The sequence below is a fragment of the Nonomuraea sp. SYSU D8015 genome, from assembly GCF_008065375.1.
In the GTDB taxonomy this organism is placed as follows: domain Bacteria; phylum Actinomycetota; class Actinomycetes; order Streptosporangiales; family Streptosporangiaceae; genus Nonomuraea.
On the sequence record NZ_VJYI01000008.1, the window covers coordinates 56922 to 76738 of the forward strand.

General features: G+C 63.4%; 14 protein-coding genes and 1 pseudogene. 9 read left to right on the top strand and 6 right to left on the bottom strand.

Translation table 11 applies throughout. The features are described 5' to 3' along the window. Positions 1-775 precede the first annotated feature (775 nt). Positions 776-1875 (top strand): annotated as a pseudogene (locus ID574_RS30395) (IS630 family transposase). 120 nt (positions 1876-1995) lie between these two features. On the opposite strand, the gene ID574_RS30400 reads toward ID574_RS30395, so the two are convergent. Continuing rightward, entirely contained in the window at positions 1996-2274 is a 279-nt protein-coding gene (locus ID574_RS30400) for a hypothetical protein (RefSeq protein ID WP_188192423.1), read from the bottom strand. A gap of 1993 nt (positions 2275-4267) precedes the next feature. On the opposite strand from ID574_RS30400, the gene ID574_RS30405 reads away from it, so the two are divergent. Beyond that, positions 4268-6067: a DUF4012 domain-containing protein gene (locus tag ID574_RS30405; protein ID WP_188192424.1), complete on the top strand. Its 1800-nt coding sequence runs from the start codon at positions 4268-4270 to the stop codon at positions 6065-6067. Between the two features lie 383 nt (positions 6068-6450). Here the strand turns inward: ID574_RS30405 and ID574_RS30410 are convergent, their stop codons facing one another. The 5 genes from ID574_RS30410 to ID574_RS30430 are packed head-to-tail and all read right to left on the bottom strand — an operon-like array spanning position 6451 to position 12037. Then, positions 6451-7815: a tyrosine-protein kinase domain-containing protein gene (locus ID574_RS30410; protein WP_188192425.1), complete on the bottom strand. Its 1365-nt coding sequence runs from the start codon at positions 7813-7815 to the stop codon at positions 6451-6453. A gap of 4 nt (positions 7816-7819) precedes the next feature. Next, positions 7820-8854 carry a glycosyltransferase family 4 protein gene (locus tag ID574_RS30415; protein ID WP_188192426.1) on the bottom strand — a complete coding sequence of 345 codons (1035 nt, stop codon included), beginning with the start codon at positions 8852-8854 and terminating at the stop codon, positions 7820-7822. Beyond that, positions 8851-9840, bottom strand: coding sequence for an NAD-dependent epimerase/dehydratase family protein (locus ID574_RS30420; RefSeq protein WP_223167230.1), 990 nt, complete (start codon positions 9838-9840; stop codon positions 8851-8853). The genes ID574_RS30415 and ID574_RS30420 overlap by 4 nt, the downstream gene beginning before the upstream one ends. A gap of 13 nt (positions 9841-9853) precedes the next feature. Beyond that, entirely contained in the window at positions 9854-10849 is a 996-nt protein-coding gene (locus ID574_RS30425; protein ID WP_188192427.1) for an NAD-dependent epimerase/dehydratase family protein, read from the bottom strand. An 18-nt stretch (positions 10850-10867) separates the two neighbouring features. Continuing rightward, complete coding sequence (locus tag ID574_RS30430) at positions 10868-12037, bottom strand: glycosyltransferase (protein WP_188192428.1); 1170 nt, start codon at positions 12035-12037, stop codon at positions 10868-10870. Between the two features lie 322 nt (positions 12038-12359). Between ID574_RS30430 and ID574_RS30435 the strand changes: the two genes are divergently transcribed. From ID574_RS30435 to ID574_RS30465, 7 genes are all read left to right on the top strand, one after another. Next, the gene (locus ID574_RS30435; protein WP_188192429.1) at positions 12360-13175 is read left to right on the top strand and encodes a class I SAM-dependent methyltransferase; all 816 of its coding nucleotides are present in this window, start codon (positions 12360-12362) and stop codon (positions 13173-13175) included. Positions 13176-13441: 266 nt separating this feature from the next. Next, the gene (locus ID574_RS30440) at positions 13442-14254 is read left to right on the top strand and encodes a class I SAM-dependent methyltransferase (protein ID WP_188192430.1); all 813 of its coding nucleotides are present in this window, start codon (positions 13442-13444) and stop codon (positions 14252-14254) included. Then, positions 14251-15399 carry a glycosyltransferase family 4 protein gene (locus ID574_RS30445; protein WP_188192431.1) on the top strand — a complete coding sequence of 383 codons (1149 nt, stop codon included), beginning with the start codon at positions 14251-14253 and terminating at the stop codon, positions 15397-15399. Before ID574_RS30440 ends, ID574_RS30445 begins: the two co-directional genes overlap by 4 nt. 5 nt (positions 15400-15404) lie before the next feature. Further along, on the top strand, positions 15405-16526 hold the full coding sequence (locus ID574_RS30450) for a glycosyltransferase family 4 protein (RefSeq protein ID WP_188192432.1): 1122 nt from the start codon (positions 15405-15407) through the stop codon (positions 16524-16526). Next, entirely contained in the window at positions 16523-17635 is a 1113-nt protein-coding gene (locus tag ID574_RS30455) for a glycosyltransferase family 4 protein (RefSeq protein WP_188192433.1), read from the top strand. Before ID574_RS30450 ends, ID574_RS30455 begins: the two co-directional genes overlap by 4 nt. Continuing rightward, complete coding sequence (locus tag ID574_RS30460) at positions 17632-18762, top strand: glycosyltransferase (RefSeq protein WP_188192434.1); 1131 nt, start codon at positions 17632-17634, stop codon at positions 18760-18762. The genes ID574_RS30455 and ID574_RS30460 overlap by 4 nt, the downstream gene beginning before the upstream one ends. 51 nt (positions 18763-18813) lie before the next feature. Continuing rightward, the gene (locus tag ID574_RS30465) at positions 18814-19800 is read left to right on the top strand and encodes an NAD-dependent epimerase/dehydratase family protein (RefSeq protein ID WP_223167231.1); all 987 of its coding nucleotides are present in this window, start codon (positions 18814-18816) and stop codon (positions 19798-19800) included. The last annotated feature ends 17 nt before the right edge of the window (positions 19801-19817 follow it).

Below are 19817 nucleotides of genomic sequence, written 5' to 3' on the forward strand. Positions count from 1 at the left end.
CGTCAGGCGCGATGGAGATATTGTGCACGTATCCGCCCCTGCTCCCTGGCACGAGGTCCCTGAGGTTCCGCCATCTCGATCCACTAGTAATACGAGGGTCGTAGATCCACGGGACGCCATTGTTGGCAGAGACGGCGAAGACCTCGCCAAGCCTGGGAAGCGAGCTATTGAGAAGCACGAACGCCGTGTCGAGCCATGGACCGTTCTGCCGGTTTACCTGCTTGTGGGCCACGCCCACCGTCGATCCGGTGGAGGCATAGGCGGACGTCGTTGCACCTGAGAGTCCCACGGCCCCACAGGCTATCGTTGTCGCGACGGCCCACGTCAGCAGATGGCGACCGGTGGCGCCGGCGCGTGGGGCCGAGTTGCTCATACGAGAAACCAATTGATTTCCCCCGTTGCGAGAATTGGTTTTTTCGGGACACCGCGTTACTGTGCGATGCGCTGCGAAGATACCCAGCCCCATAGACGCGAACGCATTGGCAAACGTGCAATGTTGGCAAACAAGCGGAATGGCAACATAAAAGATGTCCGTTTAGTGTCCATCTTTCGCGACTTGGTCACCCAATAGCTGCCATCTCCATACCAACGCCGTATGGAAAGCCAAGCAGCAGTTCGTTTCATCAAGTCGGTGTGCGAGGTACAAGCGCAGGTGCAGGGGCTTCCGGATGAAGGGAGCAGTGGTATGACCCAGGCAGAACGCGGGGTGCGCGGTTGGCGGGCTGATCGGTCACTCTCGATCGCAGCAGGTTGTCGTCGAGGGTGAGGTGCGTGGATGGCGGAGCCGGTCAGAGCGCGGCAGTTGAGTGAGGACGAGGGACGCTGGTTGCAGCAGATCGTTCGCCGGGGCAGGCATGACTCGTTCCGGGTGCGCCGATCATTATGGCATCGGAATCGGGGACACCTGCTCCGTCGATCGCACGGCTTGTCGCGGCGCATGAAGACACGGTGCGCGTGTGATCCATACCTTCAACGAGCGGGGGCTGGCCGCGCTGGACCCTCGGTGGGCGGGAGGCCGTCCTCGCCTGATCAGTGATGAGGACATCGCGGTCATCATCCAGACGGCCAAAACGCCCCCGGCTAGGCTGGGGTGTCCGTTTACACACTGGAGCGTGCGCAAGCTCGCCGAGCACCTGATCCGCTACAGCGAGCGGACGGTCGTCATCGGGCGCGAGCACCTGCGCCGGCTGTTGCACCAGCACGGCGTGACCTTCCAGCGCACTCGCACCTGGAAGACCTCCACCGATCCGGACTTCGACGCCAAGCTGGACCGGATCGAGGAGGTGACCAGCCGCTTCCCTAACCGGTGCTTCGCCTTCGATCAGTTCGGGCCGTTGTCGATCCGGCCCTTCCAGGGCGCCGGATGGGCCGAGCGTGGCAAGCCGGACCGGCTGCCGGCGACCTATACCCGTACTCATGGCGTGTGCTACTTCCACGGCTGCTACTCGCTTGGCGATGACACCTTGTGGGGCATCACCCGGCGCGGCAAGAACCGGCGCCAACACGCTGGCCGCCTTGAAATCGATCCGGGCCGCACGCCCCGACGGCGCCCCGATCTACGTCATCCTGGAACCTGTCGGCCAACAAGACACCGGCGATCCGCGCCTGGGCGGCCAAGAACAAGGTCGAACTGTGCTTCACCCCGACCTACGCTTCCTGGGCCAACCCGATCGAGCCGCAGTTCGGACCGCTGCGCACCTTCGTGATCGCCGGCTCGGACCATCCCAACCACGTCGTCCTGGCCCGTGAACTGCAGGCCTACCTGCCTGGAGTAATGTCAACGCCCGCCACCCCGTCACACAACGCCGTGAACGTGCCCGCACCCGCAGCGAACGCCAGCACCGGTGGGGCCGCCCTCGCCATAAAGCCGCGTGATCAAAGGGGTGACCACCAACGTTCGCGGTCGGTCACTCCATCTTCACTCGAGACCACAGCGCCTCATGGGTGAACACACTCCCCGGGCAGCCATTCGCGTGGCCGTACCTGGCTGGGGTCTCAGGCAGGTGACTGCAATCGCACAATGCAGTCGAGTAGTGCGTCATGCACCTGTTGGCGATGGTAGCCGCGGATAACGACGGCGAACTTTGTGGCTCGGATGACGTCTGGAGTGACCCGTTCGAGTTCGCTGGCGGTGCCATCGAAGGTCTTCTGGATCCGGTTGAACAACTCGTTCACAGGGTGGCGGTCGTAGCCGCCCATAACCACGTCGAACTCGTACCTTTGCGACGATTCCTCGAAGAACTCGCCTAGCCCTTGCTCCACCGGTTCATCCATGAGGCCGAGGCTGCCACGTGTCGGCGCACTCCTCAATAGATCACATCGAAGGTGGAGTTGTGCTTCATACCGACCTACTCCACGCGGGTAGGCCCACCGCCACAAAAGCGCCCGCATCCGCAGCGAACGCCGTACCGCTTGGATGCCAGCCATAAGCCGCATGATCGGACCCGGCCAGCGTTTGTGGTCACCCACTAGGGATGCCGCCCGCGAGCTGACTAGGACGGGCTGGAGCAGCCCGGTGACTCGAGCCGGTCGAGCGTACCTTTCACGACGGCGACACACCGAGACCAGGTGTGCCGCCGTCGCACATCTGGTGCCCAAGGCCTGGACGAACCTACCCGGCCTGACAAGGCCACCTGATGCGTGGCCACCAAGCTGGCCTTGTCAGGCCGGCCTCGGCCACTACGCTCACCCGCTGATGGCGGGCCTGGTCCAAGGCGCCCCCGTCCCTAGCCTGGACGCACTGATCGGCGCCATCCATGCAGTTCATGAGCTATGTCTCTACCAGTTGCCTTGATTCAACGAGCTACGGCTGGCTGCCCATCGAGTGCAGTTGATCAGAGGGCCGTCGGTCGGGAACAGCACCTGCGCCACAGGATCTGATGAGGTTGCTCCGGCGGTCTGGACATCGCAGCGCGTTTCGAAGGTACCCCTGGCGGTCCGCGCCCTGATCAGCAGTTGGACGTCGCCGCTTCCATTGAACTCGCTCTGATCGCTCCCGATGGCAATCTTGAAAACGTGGTTCCCCCGGCTTCCCGGCACTCTCCTGAGGCTTTGCCATCGCTGCCCGGCAGGCAGGCGGGGATCGTAGACCCACGGGACACCATGATTGACCGCGACCGCAAAGAGGTGGCCCTCGTACGCGTCCGTGGCACCCCGGAGTTTCACGAACTCCGTGTCGGGCCATGGCCCATAGTCCCGCTTTACCTGCTGGTGGGCAGCATCCCTCTCTGGTCCGGTGGCTGCGTGGACGGATGTCGTTGCACCTGAGAGTCCCACGGTCCCACAGGCCATCGTTGTCGCGACGGCCCACGTCAGCAGATGGCGACAGATGGCGCCTGCACGTGAGGCCGAGCTGCTCGTACAAGAAATCAATAGATTTCCCCCGTTGCGATGATTGATTTTTGGACACCGCGTTGCCATACGATGCGCTGCGAAGATACCCGACCCAACAAAAGTGAACACATAGACAAACATGCAATTACGGCAAAACAAGCGGAACGATAACACAAAGATGTCCACTCGGTGTTCATCTTTCTCGAATTGGCCACCCAGCCCTGCCCTTATCTTGACTTGAACTCATATCGCACTATTTGGGGCAGCGGCAGCCATCCGCCTCCACGACTCAGCTCTCCCCACCACAGTGGAGCGATAGAACAACGCCGAAGCGCACGGTGAAGACCGACCCATTCGTTGCCACAGTCACGGCACATTGTCAACATACGGAGAATGATCAGTGGGCATTCGGTAAGAAACAACCAGAGAAACACGTACCTATCGCCCGACCACATATAACGGTGTCATAGCGAACATGCTGCCGACTTTCGGATCAAATGTTCGGATAGCCGAGGAACCTCACCGGGGGCCGCTGCAATGGCACGGAAGATCACCAAATCTGTTTTGCTCTCAGCAATGCTCGGGAGCGGATTCGCATTGGGAACCATCGGGTCGGCGACGGCCTCGTACAGCCAGCCGTACCCGCCAGGACTAGAGGAGGAGCAGACCCGCTTCCAGCATCAGGACGAGAAGCAGTACAAGAAGCATGAGGCGGTGCAGCACCAGCGGAAGCACTCGACGGTACGGGTCGACATCAGCCCTCGCGAACACGGGCAGGCACGCGACTATGGCTTGGCGGACGTGGAGGAGTTGCCGACTACCGGGGCACCGGTGGTGGGGGGCCTGGCCGCGACGGGCGCGGCTCTACTGCTAGCAGGATCCGTCGGCATGGCAAAGGCCATTCGGCAGCGCCAAACCACAGGCGGGAAGTAGCATGCGGCGCCTCATCGCCATAGGCGTTCTATGCCCCGCGGCAGGTCTCACGCTGGCCGCTGGTTGGTCGGCCTACCTCGGGATGAGCGTGCGAGATCACCTCCAGGCGACCCAAGACGCACTGGTGCGGCTGGGTGCGAGCGACCCGGCAGGGGCAGCCGGATCACTCGCGGACGCGCAGCGCCACGCCGAAGAAGCACGCCGGCTCACCAGCGGTCAGAGCTGGTCGTTGATCGGTCGTATCTCCCCGATAGGAGACGGTGCGACGACCGTCCGCGGACTCGCCGAGGCTGCCGCCGGACTGACCGGCGTGCTGAGAGATGTCCACCGCGTCGTGGCGGGGCTGATCTCGGTCAAGGGACTTTCCCTGGACAACGTGGAAACGCTCCCGGCCAGTCTGGAATCGGCAACCCCGGTGCTCCGCGACGCCGCCCGCCGCATCGACCTGATCCGGTCGGGCCTGGCCTCCACCCCAGCCGAGACCGGGGTGGATGCGCTTGACCAGGCCCGTGCCACAGCGCTGCGCGAAATAGACAAACTGCGTGGGTGGCTGGCCATCGCGAACGATGCCGCCGTGAAAGACACTGCCGCATTGCTGCCTGAGATGCTGGGCTACCACGGACAGCGCCGCTACTTTCTGGCGTTCCAGACCAACGCCGAGGCACGGGGAACCGGAGGGCTGGTCGGCGCGTTCGGCATCCTGAAAGCCAACGACGGCCATCTCAGCATCGAGCGCCTCTCCTCCAACAATCATCTGGTTGGGGGCACCGTTCCAGTCGTCGACCATGGCCCGGCCTTCCTTAAGCGCTACGGTCCGAGTGCGGTCTCTCTGATGGCCAATTCCAACCTCTCTCCGCATTTCCCGTACGCCGCGAAGACTTGGCTGGGACTGTGGGAACGTCAGACTGGAGAGCAACTGGACGGCGCGATCGCGACCGATCCCGTCGCGCTGTCCTACCTGCTGAAGGTGATCGGGCCCGTCACCCTGCCCAGCGGCGAGAGAGTGACCGCTGACAATGTGGTCGACCTCACCGAGCGGGAAGCGTATGCGCGGTACCCGGACCCGCTGAAGCGCAAGGAATTTCTCATCGCGATCGCCAGTACCGTCAGCAAGGCCATCACCCAATCCCGCCCGGACCCCCTTGCTCTGCTATCCGCCCTGTCACAAATGGTGGACGAGCGCAGGATCCAGATCTGGAGTCGCAGGGATTCCGAACAGCGACGCCTGGCGGCGACCCCCATCAGCGGCGTACTTCCCCGTAAGCCAGGGCCGTTCGCCGGGCTGGTGGTCATCAATTCCGCCGGCACAAAGCTCGACTACTACCTGGAGCGATCGCTCCACTATGAGCTAGGCCCGTGCCGGAGCGACGGAACGCGTGTCTCCAAGGTGTGGATCCAACTCAACAACAATGTGCCGCAGGGGAAACTACCCAAGTACGTCATAGACCGACTCGATCTCCCCCCGGATCGCCGTGCTGCCAAGTCCAACGGCTCCAACCGCCTTTGGCTGTCTTTTTACGCCGGGGCCGGCGCAAAGGCGAATGCTTTGCGGATCGACGGCAAGCCGGCTCGGATCATCAGACATACCGAACGATCCCACCCTGTTTACGATGCACTGCTGGAGTTCGCACCCAAACAGTCCAGGACGCTGGAGTTCGACCTTCTGGAGCCTTACTCAACCAACCCACCGGTGGTTCCCGTGCAACCGCTGGTCCGTCCTCAGTACACCAGGATCACTCAGGACAACAAGGGCTGCCCCACGGGGGCGTCTACCACTCAGAACGCGGGGCACAGGGGATAGAGCCACGTGGTCCCTTTCCAGGGGCTAGTCTTACGGTGGGTGTCATGGACACGACATCAAAGGCGCGTTCCTGACTGGCACCACCACGCACGGTTCCATATCGCACACAGCAACACCTTATGAGCGGGCGATGAGGGCTGCTCGGTCTCGGCGGCGAACCAGTGAACTTCGCCTCCGCCAGCTCACCGCTGAGCTAGGGCGACGGCCGACCTCGTGCCTACCGTCGCCCAAGCACACGTTGCCGAAGGAGTGACGCGAAACCCCCGGCCGTCACACGGCGCGGACTGGGTCCGGTAGACCAGCCCGAAATCCCGATTCCCATCGGTGAGCACTGAACCGTGGCATAGAGTCGCCGAATCGCTCGCCACCCCCGCTCCAGTTGCTCACCCGGAGACCGGCATCGTGACCTCTCTCTTGACCTTGGGCTCTTTCGCACGACCGTGGCCACAGCGAATGGCCCTGGCCGGTACAGCATTCAGGACAGCCCCTACCACGCAGGCGTCTACCGATGACAGCAGTTCCTTAGCGCGGACGACGTGCTCCTGCCGGGTCTTGCCGTACCGCACGACGAGCATCGTGCCATCGCAGGCCCCCGCAAGCGTCGCTGCGTCGGTGAGGTTGAGGAGCGGCGGTGCGTCGATGATCACCATGTCGTAGCTCTTCACGAGTTCCTCGAGCACTTGCCTCATGCCACGCGAACCGAGGAGTTCGCTCGGATTGGGCGGGATCTGGCCACTGGGCAGCACGTACAGGTCGAGCTTCCCCCACTGCTGTGTCGCTTGACCCAGCTGTGCCTTGCCAATGAGCACATCCGTCAGACCCGCCTCGCTGTTGATACCGAAGTAGTCTCGGATTCGCGGGTGGCGAAGGTCACCATCGATCAAAATCACCCTTCGTCCCGCCTGTGCCAGGGCTATCGCGAGATTGGACGCGGTCGAGGACTTCCCCTCGCGCGGGAGACAACTGGTGACCACAAGCGACTTCGGCTGCCGGTCGGTATCGATGAACTGCAGATTCCCACACAGCGAGCGATACGCCTCAGCCCTCAACGGACTTCGCGTGTTATGGACGACCAGAGGGTGACGCTGTGCGTCCTTATCGTAGCCGATGATTCCAAGCATGTAGCTCTGAGCCAACCGCTGGAGCATCTCGGAGGTCTTGATGGTGGTGTCCAAGTGATCGCGGAGAAAGATTGATCCTATGCCGATGAAAAGTGCAATAAGCAGTCCATACGCGACATTTACCAGCGGTTTGGGACTAATCGGTCCGCTGGGCACGCTCGGCGGGTCAACCACCGCTAGTGTAACGCTAGGAGAGCTGCCGGGGGTTGGTCGCTCCATTTCTTCCACCATGGTGGCCAACCTGGCGCCGAGAGCATCAGCGAGGCGCACGGCACGGATGGGATCGCCATGGGTGATCGTCGCCTGTAGAAGCAGGGTATCCGGTATGACTTGCGCTGTAATGTTCTGCTGAAGGGCTCCAATCTCGTTCTCAGTCTCCGCGATCTGGCTGATCAGGCGCCGGCTGGACAGGAGGTTGGCGTAGGACTTCACCTGCTGCGTGGAGATTGGCTGGTGCGCGCCAAGAGCGTCAACCTTTGCGCTCTTGACCATCAATGTGATCGCCGCGGCGTATTTCGGTGGCGTGTTCGCGGTGATCCAGACTGCTGATATCACACCGATGATCAGCGAGATGAGAATGAGCAGCCAGTTGCGATACAAGAGCCTTAGGCATGTCAGCAGATCCACTGAATCAACCCTGCCTTTCACGGTTTCGGGAAATAGGGTGATTTATCGGCGCGTAGACGCTTACACCCTGTAGCAAACTGATGAGTAGGATGGCGGCTCCAACCGAGATCATTGCTGTGACGGGCGGCGATATCCACTTCAATGCCATCGCGAGGCAGCAGGCACCGGCCACGGCGGCCACCAGGCCGAGCACCACAGCTACCGCTCGTACGCGAAGGCCCATTCGGCGCAGGCGGTGGGACACGTGGTCAGTGCCACCCGTCAGAGGAGAGCGCCCCACCCGCAGCCGTGAGAAGAACACGACGCCCGTGTCGACGGTCGCCACGAAGGTCGGAAGCAGCAGCCCGGCGACCATTGTGTCCGGGTCTTGTCCCGACACCAGGAAAACGGCGGAGCAGGAAAGTATGAATCCGATGAAGAGGGACCCTGAGTCGCCCATGAATGTCTTCGCAGGTGCCCAGTTGTGCGGCAGGAAGCCGAGGCTCGTGCAGGCGAGCGCTGTCAGTAGGAGCCCCAGCGACTCATGACCAGATACGAAGGCCGTCCCTGCGAGGAGAGCCGCAGTGACCGTGGCGACGGCTCCAAGCGCACCGTCCATGTTATCCAGCAGGTTGAAGGAGTTGGCCACCACGACGATCCATAGCACCGTGAGAGAACCGTCCAGCCACCCGCCGAAAAGAGTGACGTGGACTCCAGAGGAGACGACTCCACTCGCCGCCACGGTCCCCACGGTCAGCTTGGTGAAGGGCTGCATCGGCCTGATGTCGTCGATCAGACCGACCAAGGCCATCACCGTGGCGGCCAGCAGCACGGCGGTGATGCGCTGATCAGCGAGGCCGAGTGCCGTGACCGCAGGGACGAGCGTGCCCAGCGCGATCGCGATGCCGCCGAGATAAGGAGTTGGGCGAGCGTGCGCTTTGTTGGCGCTGGGCTGATCGGTCAGTCCCCACCGGAGCGCGAGGCGCTTCAGCGGGACGACGGCCAGACAACAGATCAGAAACCCGGCCACGCCCACGGCCCAGATGGTCGTGGCGTTCATGGGACCGACGCCGCAATGTCTTCGCGGGCTTCCATGACGACCTCGGTGAGGATCTCATCCAGAGTGCGCCGTGGAGTCCAGCCGGTGAGCTCGCGAAGCTTCGTGGTGTCGGGCACCCGGCGTGTCATGTCCTCGAAGCCCTTGATGTACGCCTCGTGATACGGGATGACTTCGATCCCGGACGTGGATCCGGTGTGCCGGATAATCAGCTTCGCAAGCTCCAGGATGCTCACTTCCTCCTCTGAGCCGATGTTGAAGGTCTGCCCCTCTGCCGCCTCAAGATCTAGAAGCATGAGCAACGCGTCAACAACGTCCGCGACGTGTGCGAAGCAACGGGTCTGGCTCCCGTCACCGAAGACCGTTAGGGGGGCCCCGCTGATCGCCTGCCGTACGAGTCGCGGGATGACCATGCCGTAAGCCGGGCTCTGCCGCGGTCCCACAGTGTTGAACAGCCTCACCACGATCGTCGGAAGACCCCGTTCCCGGTGATATGCATTGGCCAAGATCTCGTCGACGGCCTTCGCCGTGCTGTAGGCCCACCTCACGACGGACGGGGGACCGAGAATGCGGTCAGCACTCTCCGGCAGCGGCCCTGAAGAGTTCTTGCCGTAAATCTCACTGGTGCTGGTGATCAGGAACTTTTTCCTGTAGCGATACGCGGCCTCGATGACGATCTCCGAGCCGCGGATATTGGTCGTCAGGCACCGCAGCGGCTGTTCGACGATCAGCTTGACCCCGACCGCCGCCGCGAGATGGACGACCACGTCACACTGGCGGACCAGTTCGTCGACCATGAGCTCATCCAGGACCGACCCGTGCACAAAGCGGAGGTTGGGATGCGGCCGGAGGTTCTCCCGCCGCCCGGTCGACAAGTTGTCCAGAGCCACGACAGAGTCACCGCGGGCGAGCAACGCATCGGCCAGATGCGACCCGATGAATCCGCTGCCGCCTGTTATCAGGTAGGTGCTCTTTTCTGCTTTGGTCACAGGCTTCCCCTTGTCACATATGTGGAAAGGTCTTATTTGTGGGGGGAAGCGGCAGGTCAACATGGGCACTGGGCCTCGAGACCGCAGCCTGTTCGAACCAGGCCACCGTCGCGCGGAGTCCTTCGTCGAGCTGTACGGGACGCACTGTGGGGAACAGGTGGCGAAGCAGATGAGGCGATGCCTGAGACTCCCGGATGTCGCCGATCCGGGGAGGCAGGAAGGTCACTTCGATCGGCCGCCCGAGAACCTCGCTCAGGACGTCCTTTAGATGCCGCAGGGTCACGCGGGTACCGAATGCGAGATTCACCGGTTTAGTGTTCGTGGCCATGCGGTTGATCGCCTCGACGAGCACCTCCGCTACGGATCCCACATAGGTGAAGTCCCGGGCCTGATTCCCATCGCCGTAGATGGGCACCGGACGGCCGCGCAGGGCCATCGACACGAAGGTCGGCACCACGGCCGCGTAGGCGTGGTCGGCCGACTGCAGCGGGCCGTATACGTTGAAGAACCTGAAGGCCAGGACGGGCAGGCTGAAGCTCCTGCCGTACGCGAGCGCATAAGCCTCCGTAGCCACCTTGCTCGCCCCGTAGGGGCTGAGCGGCCGGAGAGGAAGGTCTTCATGCTTGTGCGGCTCCTGGGCGTCTCCGTAGACGGAGGACGATGACGCGACGATCACGTGAGGCTTGGTTGCACGGCACGCCTCGAGGAGGTTGAGTGTGCCCGTGGCGTTCACGGTGTGCGAGGCCAGGGGATCTTCCAGCGATCGAGGCACTGAGGGCCGGGCGGCCAGGTGGACGACCGCGCCGGCGTCGGCGACGAGAGTGGCCAGGAGATCGTCCTCCAGAATGCTGCCCTTCACGAAATCCACTTCGACGCCGTCGAGATTGGCGAGATTCCCCGTGCTCAGGTCGTCCAGGACGGTGACCTTCTCGACTTCCTCTCGCGCTGTGAGCGCGCGGCACAGGTTCGCGCCGATGAAGCCCGCGCCGCCGGTTACCAGTACTCTCATCTGCTCGCTCCTTCTCGCTCAGGCGGCGGCGAGTCGATCCCGCCGGTCCTGGACCAGCGATCGATAAAGGGCTTCGGTATCGGCGACGAGGCGTTCGACGGAGAAGGAGGCATTTGTCCAGTCACGGGCAGCCTCCCCCATCCGGCGGGCAAGCGCGGGATCGGCGAGCAGGCTCATCGTCTTTTCGGCCAGTTCGGCTGCGTCAGTCGAGGCCAACAGCCCGGTCTGCCCGTCCTTCACGATCTCCGCGACGCTTCCCACCCGCGTGGAGACGCTCGGTGTGCCGGCCATCCCCGCCTCGACGAGGGTGAGCGGCGTCCCCTCGTTGTCGGAGGTCAGCACCACCGCGTCGGCGGCGGAGTAGACAGACTCCACGTCCTTTCTCCAGCCGAGCAGATGGAAGGACCGCCGCACGGATCGGATGTCCCGTTCGAGCTGCTCCTGGAGTTCGCCTCCACCGCAGACCACGAAATGACAGTCAGGCACCTGCTGGAGCACGGCTCTGGCCACCGCAACAAACCGGTCAGGCCGCTTAATCTGGGTCAGTCGCCCCACGTAGGCGACGACTGGCGCGTCTGGTGGCAGGCCTAGAGCGAGACGAGCCGCAGTGCGGTCGGGGACGGGACCGAGTCGAACGCCGGGCCTGATCACCACATACTGCTCGGGACGGCCGATGCCCGCCCGGAGTAGATCGTCGCGAACCCGCGATCCGACTGTCACCAGCCGATCGGATCTGGAAGCGAGGAACCGTTCTGATCGCACGTAGAGAGCACGCTTGGCCGGGGAGAAATAGCCGTGGAGAAGGTGCCCGTGGAACACATGAACCCGGGCGGCGCCGACACCGGACAGGAGCGACGCCAGCCGCCCGAGAGCGCCCGCCTTGGCCGTCCGGGTGTGAACGACATGTGGCCGGAAGGTACGCATGGCGGCCATCAACCCGAGGAGAGCACGGTAGTCGTCCGAGGGCCTGACCGCGCGGCCCAGACCCGCCACGCGGTGAACCCGCACCCTCGAAGCCTTCAGGTCGAGGTGATCCCCCTCATCGGCATCCACATGCCCCGTGTAGAGCCGATGGTCGAACTCGGCGTGGTTCAGCCGCTCGCACAGTCCCGATACCTGTGTGGCGGGGCCGCCCACGTTCAACCGGGCGATGATCTCCATGACACGGATCCGGCCATCCGGTTTCATGCGGACTCCTAACCACTGTCTCGGCCAACACGGGAGAAACTAACCCGGCGATCGAGGCAATCCGCCGATCACGTCGCATGGGTGGCGAAAAGTTTCCTATTTCCCTACCTGTGGATGATCGAGTGATTGCAGCGCCAAGGCCGCCCGTGACACGCCGGATCCTCCTTAGCAATGAGAAATCGGGAGAACCACGTAATGTGGTGGTGGCCGTTGACCAACCGGCGACGACAGGGCTGTACCCGACGCGTGATGTCGGCGAACGCCGCGATGTGCGCGTGGACGACAAGAGGCAATCTTCCGCAGACTGTGACAAAGGAATCATATGGGTGATCACGTTATTGTCGTAGATGAGGATCGGGAGACTGGTCAACGCCTTAAATACTACTCAAAAAACGCTGACGTCGATTATTGGACCACTCTATGGGCGTCCAAGAAATGGACGTACGATCGGCAGTTGAAGGGTTATCTGCCCCGCTACCTTCGCGACACGTTCCTGAAATGGGTGAGGCCCGGTGCTCGTGTGCTCGAAGCGGGTTGCGGTATAGCTCATTTCACGGTGGCGGCCCACGCGCTTGGATACCGCGCCGAGGGACTGGACTGGTCCGAGCAGACGATCCACAGACTCAAGGCCAGGTTTCCCGGCATTTCGTGGCATGTTGGAGACGTTCGGAAGCTCGAATTCGACGACGGCGTTTTCGACGCCGTCTACTCCCCCGGCGTGTGTGAGCACTTCGAGGAAGGCCCCACTCAGATCCTGGCCGAGACGCGGCGGATTCTTTCTCCGAGCGGAATCGCCGTCATCGTGACACCGTGTTACAACCGGTGGCTGCAGGCGCGCGCACACCGGCTCTTCGCCGGCTCGGTGCCTGTGGGTCATTTCTATCAGTATGCGTTCAGCTCCGATGGGATAACCGGCCTCCTGCGTCGTATCGGCTTCGAGGTGCTGCAGGTACGGCATTTCGGCACCTTGGAAACACTGATGGAGTTTGGGAACTGGCGGCTTCCTCGCCGGCTGCAAAGGCCGCTTCACGTCATGGACTACCTGCCTGTATTCCAGCAGTGGGGAAGGTGCTGCGTCTGGGTGGCGCGCCGGCCCGCCCTCGCCACGCCGACCAGGACGGCGCGTACAGCACCGTGATCTGTTCGGCGGACGACCGGAGTTTCTCACAACAGGTGATCGTTGTTCTCGCGGTCATCCCTTGCCCCGACGAACCGGCGTGCGGTTGTCAACAACACACAAACGATTCGCCATCGCACGTGGCGACGGAGGCTACGTACACCATCAGGTGTCATGGTTTATGCAGCTAGGCGGCCGCTCGAGGTGATTACGGCCGTCGGCCCCGAACGACCGCGTATGGCTATGGCGCCGCTCGCAGACCCGAGCGTTGGACAACAGGAGGTCCCATGAGGGATCACGTGATCGTCCTGGATGAGAACAGAGAGACCGGGCGACGCCTCAAATACTATTCGCAGGTCGCGGACGCGGCCTACTGGACCGATCTGTGGAAATCCAAGGAGTGGTCGTACGACCGCCAACTGGCAGGCCACCTGCCGCACCAGCTCCGCAGCACGTTCAGCAGATTCGTCGAGCCGGGCGCCCGAGTGCTCGAAGCGGGTTGTGGCATGGGGCACTTCACGGTCGCCGCGCGTGTGCTCGGATACCGCGCAGAAGGTCTGGACTGGTCCTCGGAAACGATCGAAGAACTGCGGAGACGTTTTCCGGAGATTCCCTGGCACGTGGGGGACGTCCGCAAGCTGGAATGCGATGACGGCAGCTTTGACGCAGTATATTCTCCCGGCGTGTGCGAGCACTTCGAGGAAGGGCCCGTACAGATACTCAGGGAGACGCAAAGAATCCTGCGGCCCGGTGGCATCGCCATCATCACGACTCCGTGTTTCAACCGCTGGCTGCAGGCACGAGCGGATCGGTTCACCCCCACCGCGGAGCGCACCGGGGAGTTCTACCAGTTCGCCTTCAGCCCCGAGGGTATGAGGCGGCTATTGGAGGATCTCCAGTTCGAGGTGCCGTTTGTACGGACGTACGACACGGTGGACACGTTTATCCAATTTGCCGGCTGGCGACTTCCCCCGTGGGCGATCAAGCCGCTTGCGATCATGGACTATCTGCCCGTCCTGCGTCATTGGGGAAGGTGCTGCGTCTGGGTGGCGCGCCGCCCCGCTGGATTGACGATCCCATCCGGAGGCGGCTCCCCATGACAGAAAAGAGCAATCAGCATTCGAAGCTGGTCTATGTGATACCTCATCTCTCGAGGGACGAGTGCGAGCACTTCGCCCATATCCCAGCGCTTCTTGCCGAACTGGGCAAGAATGTTGATGTCATTGCGGTCGTCGAGCGGGGGGCACCACCAGCGCGTCTCGACGGTGTGCGAGACGTTGTCAAAGTGACGGGGAGGACCAGGGCCGGACGGCTTCTGAGCACCGTCAATGTCATCCGGCGCTGCTCCGCAGCCGGCTATGACACCTATTTCCTGCGTTACTCCCAGCTGTTTCTGGCCGCTCTCGTCGTCACTCGCCCTTTCTTCCGGCATCGCATATTGCTCTGGCGTAGCGGAATCAGCGATGTCGTTCAACCCGAGCTGCGGCGATCCCTGCGGCACCGCCTTCAGAACGCGATCAACCGGGCGCAGCTGCGCTTCGTGCACCGATTTGTCACCGGACCCGAGTCCATGGTGACCTACATGAGCCGCCGGTGGCGCGTGCCTCTTGGAAAGATGTGTCTCCTCTACAACGACGTGGACACCAAGCGGTTCACCCCTCTCCCCCTGACGGAACGCAAGGCCGTGCGGACAGGCTTGGGGTGGCGCGAGGACGAGTTCGTGATCCTCTTCGTGCACCGGCTGTCGTATCGCAAGGGCGCGCGACTGCTGGCGCCGCTGCTTCACTCGCTCCTGTCCAAAGCGGATTTCCCGGTGCGCCTTGTTGTGGTGGGAGACGGACCGGAGCGTGCCCGGATCGAGCAGAGTGCCGCCGATCCTGCGCTTCGTGGCCGGATGCAGCTCATGGGAGCACTGCCGAACCACCACCTGCCGAAGATCTACGGCGCGGCCGACTGCCTGCTCATGCCGAGCCTCGAAGAGGGTTTTCCGCGAGTGCTGCTCGAGGCGATGTCGGCGGCACTCCCTGTCGTATCGACGAATGCCGGAGGCTCGGTCGACGTGCTCTCGCCGCATTACCCCTTCGTCGCCGGAGTCGGCGACGTTAGCGGACTCGTTCATCACCTGATGGCGGTCGCACAGATGTCGACAGCGGAACGCGAAGCTCTCGGCGCGCGGCTTCGGGCCAGGGTCCAGGCGAACTACTCCACAGAAAACGTCGCCGCAATGCTTCAGGGACTGCTATGACATCCGTGTCTGTGATCGTGGTGGGCACCACTCCCATGGCCGACGACGACCCTCAACTCCAGGTGGCCCACGGGCTTGCCGATCGGCTCGGCGGCTCCTACCACTTCATCGTGCCCTGCGGCGCGGCGAAGCCCGGGGAGCTCGATCTGCATCCCGTCCACATACACCGGGTGAAAGGGCGAACACGCCTGGCCTATGTTTTCGCTGCCCGCCGGATCGTCGATCGCATCGCCGTGGAGCAGCGGCGGCTGCTGATGTCGAGCAACCCGCTTGCCGCCATCATCATCGAGATCACCCGAGCAAGGCGAAGAAGCCCCCACATCTTCCATATCCAGGGGGAGATCGTGTCGCCTGGGCCGGAGTACGGTGGCCGGCTCAAACGATTTGCCCTGGGCGCGGTGACGAGGCTCGCCACACGACGCGCGTCTGGAGTAAGAGTGGTCAGTGAGAGCCTGCGTTCGGCGGTGGAGCCCAGCGCTCGTTGTCCGGTCGCGGTCGTCGGCAGCCGCGTCGACACCGAGGTGTTCCGCCCCCCGAGGAGTGACGGCCACGCCGGTGACCGCAAGGTGGACGCCGTCATGGTCGGCGGGCTCGCCGAGGTTAAGAACCACCGCACCATGCTGCAGGCCTGGTCGTTGATCATGAAACAGCTGCCCGACGCCCGGCTGCTGATCGTTGGCGACGGGCCGGCCCGGCGACGGCTGGAAGCCCAGATCGCCGCACTTGATCTCCACTACAACGTGGAGCTGCGGGGCTTCGTGCCACATGACCGGCTCACGGACATACTCACGTCGGCCAAATGCTTCGTGCAGGCTTCCTGGTCCGAGGGACAACCGCGCGCCGTGCTGGAGGGCATGGCCTGCGCTCTGCCGGTCATTTGCAGCGACATACCCGCACATCGAGAGATCGTCCCTCCAGATGCGGGGCTCCTGGTGCCGCCTGGCGACGTCGATGGGTGGGCCGCCGCGATCCTCACGACCCTCCGCGATCCCACGGGTGCGGCCGAGCTGGGACGTCGCGGGCGAGCGCTGGTCATCGAGCGTCACGGCGTCGAGAGCAGCCTTGATCGTTACGCCGAGTTCATCGCTGCTGTGGCGGCACGCAATCCCAGGATGGCCACCCGATGATGATCGTCCGTGTGAGTTACCGCGTGCCACCCGAGCCGGGCGGCAAAGAACGGCATGTCGAATGCCTCACCCGAGAACAGCTGAATCGCGGGCATGAAGTCGTCCTGGCGTTCCGCCGGGGGAAGGTGGTGCCCGAGGGGGCGAAAGTGTTGGCCACCACGCCCACCACGCTGTCACGCGCGCTGAGTGCGAAGTCGGATGTGCTGGCCTTCGCAGCCGAGGTCGGACGGGCTTTGCGCAGCTGTCGTACCCCTGATCTCGTACATCTGCATGGAGATCACATGGAGGCATCCATTCTGGGGCCGGTCTGCCGGCGGCTCGGCCTCCCACTCGTGCTCACCGTGCACGCCGCACTCTCACGACGGCACCACCGATTCGCCAGCATGGCTCTGCGAAACGTCGATGCGTTCATCGCTCTGGGCTCTGCCACGGCCGATGACCTCGTCCGGCGTGGCGTGGATCCACGCCGAATCCACATTGCCTCCAGCGGCTTGGACCTTCGGGCGATCACCTCGCTCCCACAAACTTCCTCCGGACAACAGCCAGGCCTTGTGGTCAGTGTCGGTTCGCTGGAGCCGATGAAGAATCACGCCCTCCTCATCGACGCTTTCCACGTCCTGCGTGCGACCCGACCGGAACTTCGGCTGGTCATCGTCGGCGACGGGCCGGAAATGAATCGGCTGCGAGGGCTGGCTGGAGAAGGGAACGGTGTCGAACTGCCAGGCCAGTTGCCGCGTGAGGAGGTCTACAGGCTCATGCGGCGGGCACAAGCCTTCGTTCTCGCCTCACGCCGCCTCGAGGGCAAGGGCGAAGGCGTCCCGACAGCCGCTCTGGAGGCTCTCGCACTCGGCACTCCGGTCATCGTGTCGTCGGACGCGACGCTTGATCCGGTTATACAAGATCGTGAAGCGTACCGAACGTTCACGTCAGGATCGGTCGACCAACTGGTCGCTGTTCTCGGCGCTGTGCTCGGCGATGAGAAGACCCGCCGCCGCATGAGTGTCTTGGGCGCGCGTGCGGCTGCCGCGCTGGACTGGCCTGCCGTCGCCGACAGATTCGAGGAGTGGTACGGCATGGCGCTGGGCACCGGCCGCGGTGGTGGGCGATGAACCTGCACGTATGCGAGGTGGTCAAGACCCTGGATGTCGGCGGTGTCGAGGTGCTGCTCGTCGAGCGACTGAGGCAGGCTCCCAAAGTAGACAAGGAGTACACGGTCGTATGTCTGCGTGCTTCGACCGACGAACTCATCAACCGCTTGCGTGCGTCGAGAATCAGAGTCGTCAATCTCGATCGCCGGCCGCGTCTGCTCGCCTACGCCAAGCTGGTCACGACGATTCGCCGGCTACGCCCTGATGTGATCAATATTCATTCCCCGACACCAGCCATCGTCCTGCGACCGTTCGTCAGATTCGCCCGCAAGCGGCCGGTGCTCGTATCGACCGTGCATTTCGCGCATCGGCCTACGAGCGTGTTTCTGGATCATCTGGCGACGTCCGCGACGGTGTTCTTCGATCGGCTGACGCGACGGTTTGACGATCTTACGATTGCCGTCTCGTCACTCGTCGCTCGCTCATTGGCCGGTAGCAGGGGGCGCCGCGTTCTCACTCGTATTCACGGGGTCGACGTTGCCGAACTGCGGTACTGGGCCGAGCGGTCGGACACGGTCCGGCGAGAGTTCGGCGTCCCTGACGGCGCGGTCCTCGTGGTCTGCGTCGCCAACTTCCGGCCTCAGAAGAATCACCGGCTGCTGATCCACGCCGCGCAAGAGGTGCTCAAGACGCGACCGGACGCGGTTTTCCTGCTTGCCGGTGACGGGCCTCTGCGCGAGCAGGTCGCCCGCGATGTGGAACAGCGCAGGCTGGGCGATCGGGTTCGGGTCCTGGGGCCGGTCCCCCAGGCGAAGAGGCTGGTCGCGGCCGCTGACTTGGTGGTCCTCAGCTCCCATTACGAAGGACTGCCGGTGGTGGTCATGGAGGCGCTGGCGGCAGGCGTGCCCGTCGTCTCGACGAGGGTCGGCGGCGTTCCAGAGCTGATCAGCTCGGGGCAGAACGGAATCTTGACGGAACCGGATTCAGCGAGCGCCTTCTGCGAGGCGATCCTCGATGCGATGAAGCCCGCGACACTGAGCCGGCTCCGCGCCGGAGCCTTGGCCAGCTCCGAAACCGTGGATATGGGCGGCACCGCCGAATGGTTCGAGAACCTCTACGAGGACCTCGCAATGACGCAACACACCTGAGATCGACGACGCACGCAGGGCCGTGCGCAAACGGACAGACAGGGGGCGACAGTGGACGACGTAAACCGGATCGAGCAGGCGGTGGTCACGGGGGTGGCCGGATTCATCGGCTCTCACCTGGCGGAAGCCCTGGTGGAACAAGGTTCGCAGGTCCTCGGGATCGACAGGCGACATCCCTCTCACGATCCCATCGCGGCCGAGAACCTTGCCGGACTTCTGGGACATCCGCGATTCACTTTCATCAACGAAAATCTGACGGAGCTGAATCTGCCGTCGGTCGCCGAGGGCGCAGGCGTGGTGTTCCATCTCGCCGGTGTGCCCGGTGTCAGGCCATCGTGGGGCGAGCGGTTCCGCGACTATCTCACCTCCAACGTCGCAGTCACCCAGCAGGTGCTGGAGGCCTGCATCGCCGTCGGTGTGCCACGGCTCGTCCTCGCGTCGTCGTCAAGCGTGTACGGCGGCAACATCGATCGTGCTTCGCGCGAGGAAGACCTCCCCGTCCCTCTCTCTCCTTATGGGGTCACGAAATTGGCCGCTGAGCGACTCTCGCTCGCGTATGCGATCAAACCCGGTACGCCGACGAGTGTCGTGGCTCTGCGGTACTTCACGGTGTACGGTCCCCGGCAACGCCCCGACATGGCGATCCGCCGAGTTCTCGAGGCCGCCATCACCCGCCGTCCGATGCACCTGTTCGGCGACGGCAGTCAACGCCGCGACTTCACCTATGTCGACGATGCGGTCGCGGCAACGATCGCCGCCGCGTTCGCGCCCACCCGTGCTGAGGTGGTCAACGTCGGTGGTGGCCGGACCTTCTCCATGCTCCACGTCCTCGAATGCGCCGCGGAGATCACCGGTCTCGATGTCCCGGTCGTCCACGAAGCCCGGCAGCCGGGTGACGTGGAAGCCACCGAAGCGGACCTGACCAAGGCCAGGGAACTGCTCGGCTATGAGCCGGCGACCCCACTCGTCGAAGGCATGAGTCAGCAGTGGAAGTGGCTTCTGTCCCGGCCCAGCCATCCCGTTGCCGCGTTGGCCTAGCACTCCCATGCCTCCGC

Excerpts from the sequence above, each read along its gene's own strand:
- ID574_RS30400 (WP_188192423.1), bottom strand. The coding sequence starts at position 2,274 with ATGGATGAACCGGTGGAGCAAGGGCTAGGCGAGTTCTTCGAGGAATCG.
- ID574_RS30405 (WP_188192424.1), top strand. The coding sequence starts at position 4,268 with ATGCGGCGCCTCATCGCCATAGGCGTTCTATGCCCCGCGGCAGGTCTC.
- ID574_RS30415 (WP_188192426.1), bottom strand. The coding sequence starts at position 8,854 with ATGAACGCCACGACCATCTGGGCCGTGGGCGTGGCCGGGTTTCTGATC.
- ID574_RS30425 (WP_188192427.1), bottom strand. The coding sequence starts at position 10,849 with ATGAGAGTACTGGTAACCGGCGGCGCGGGCTTCATCGGCGCGAACCTG.
- ID574_RS30430 (WP_188192428.1), bottom strand. The coding sequence starts at position 12,037 with ATGAAACCGGATGGCCGGATCCGTGTCATGGAGATCATCGCCCGGTTG.
- ID574_RS30435 (WP_188192429.1), top strand. The coding sequence starts at position 12,360 with ATGGGTGATCACGTTATTGTCGTAGATGAGGATCGGGAGACTGGTCAA.
- ID574_RS30440 (WP_188192430.1), top strand. The coding sequence starts at position 13,442 with ATGAGGGATCACGTGATCGTCCTGGATGAGAACAGAGAGACCGGGCGA.
- ID574_RS30445 (WP_188192431.1), top strand. The coding sequence starts at position 14,251 with ATGACAGAAAAGAGCAATCAGCATTCGAAGCTGGTCTATGTGATACCT.
- ID574_RS30455 (WP_188192433.1), top strand. The coding sequence starts at position 16,523 with ATGATGATCGTCCGTGTGAGTTACCGCGTGCCACCCGAGCCGGGCGGC.
- ID574_RS30460 (WP_188192434.1), top strand. The coding sequence starts at position 17,632 with ATGAACCTGCACGTATGCGAGGTGGTCAAGACCCTGGATGTCGGCGGT.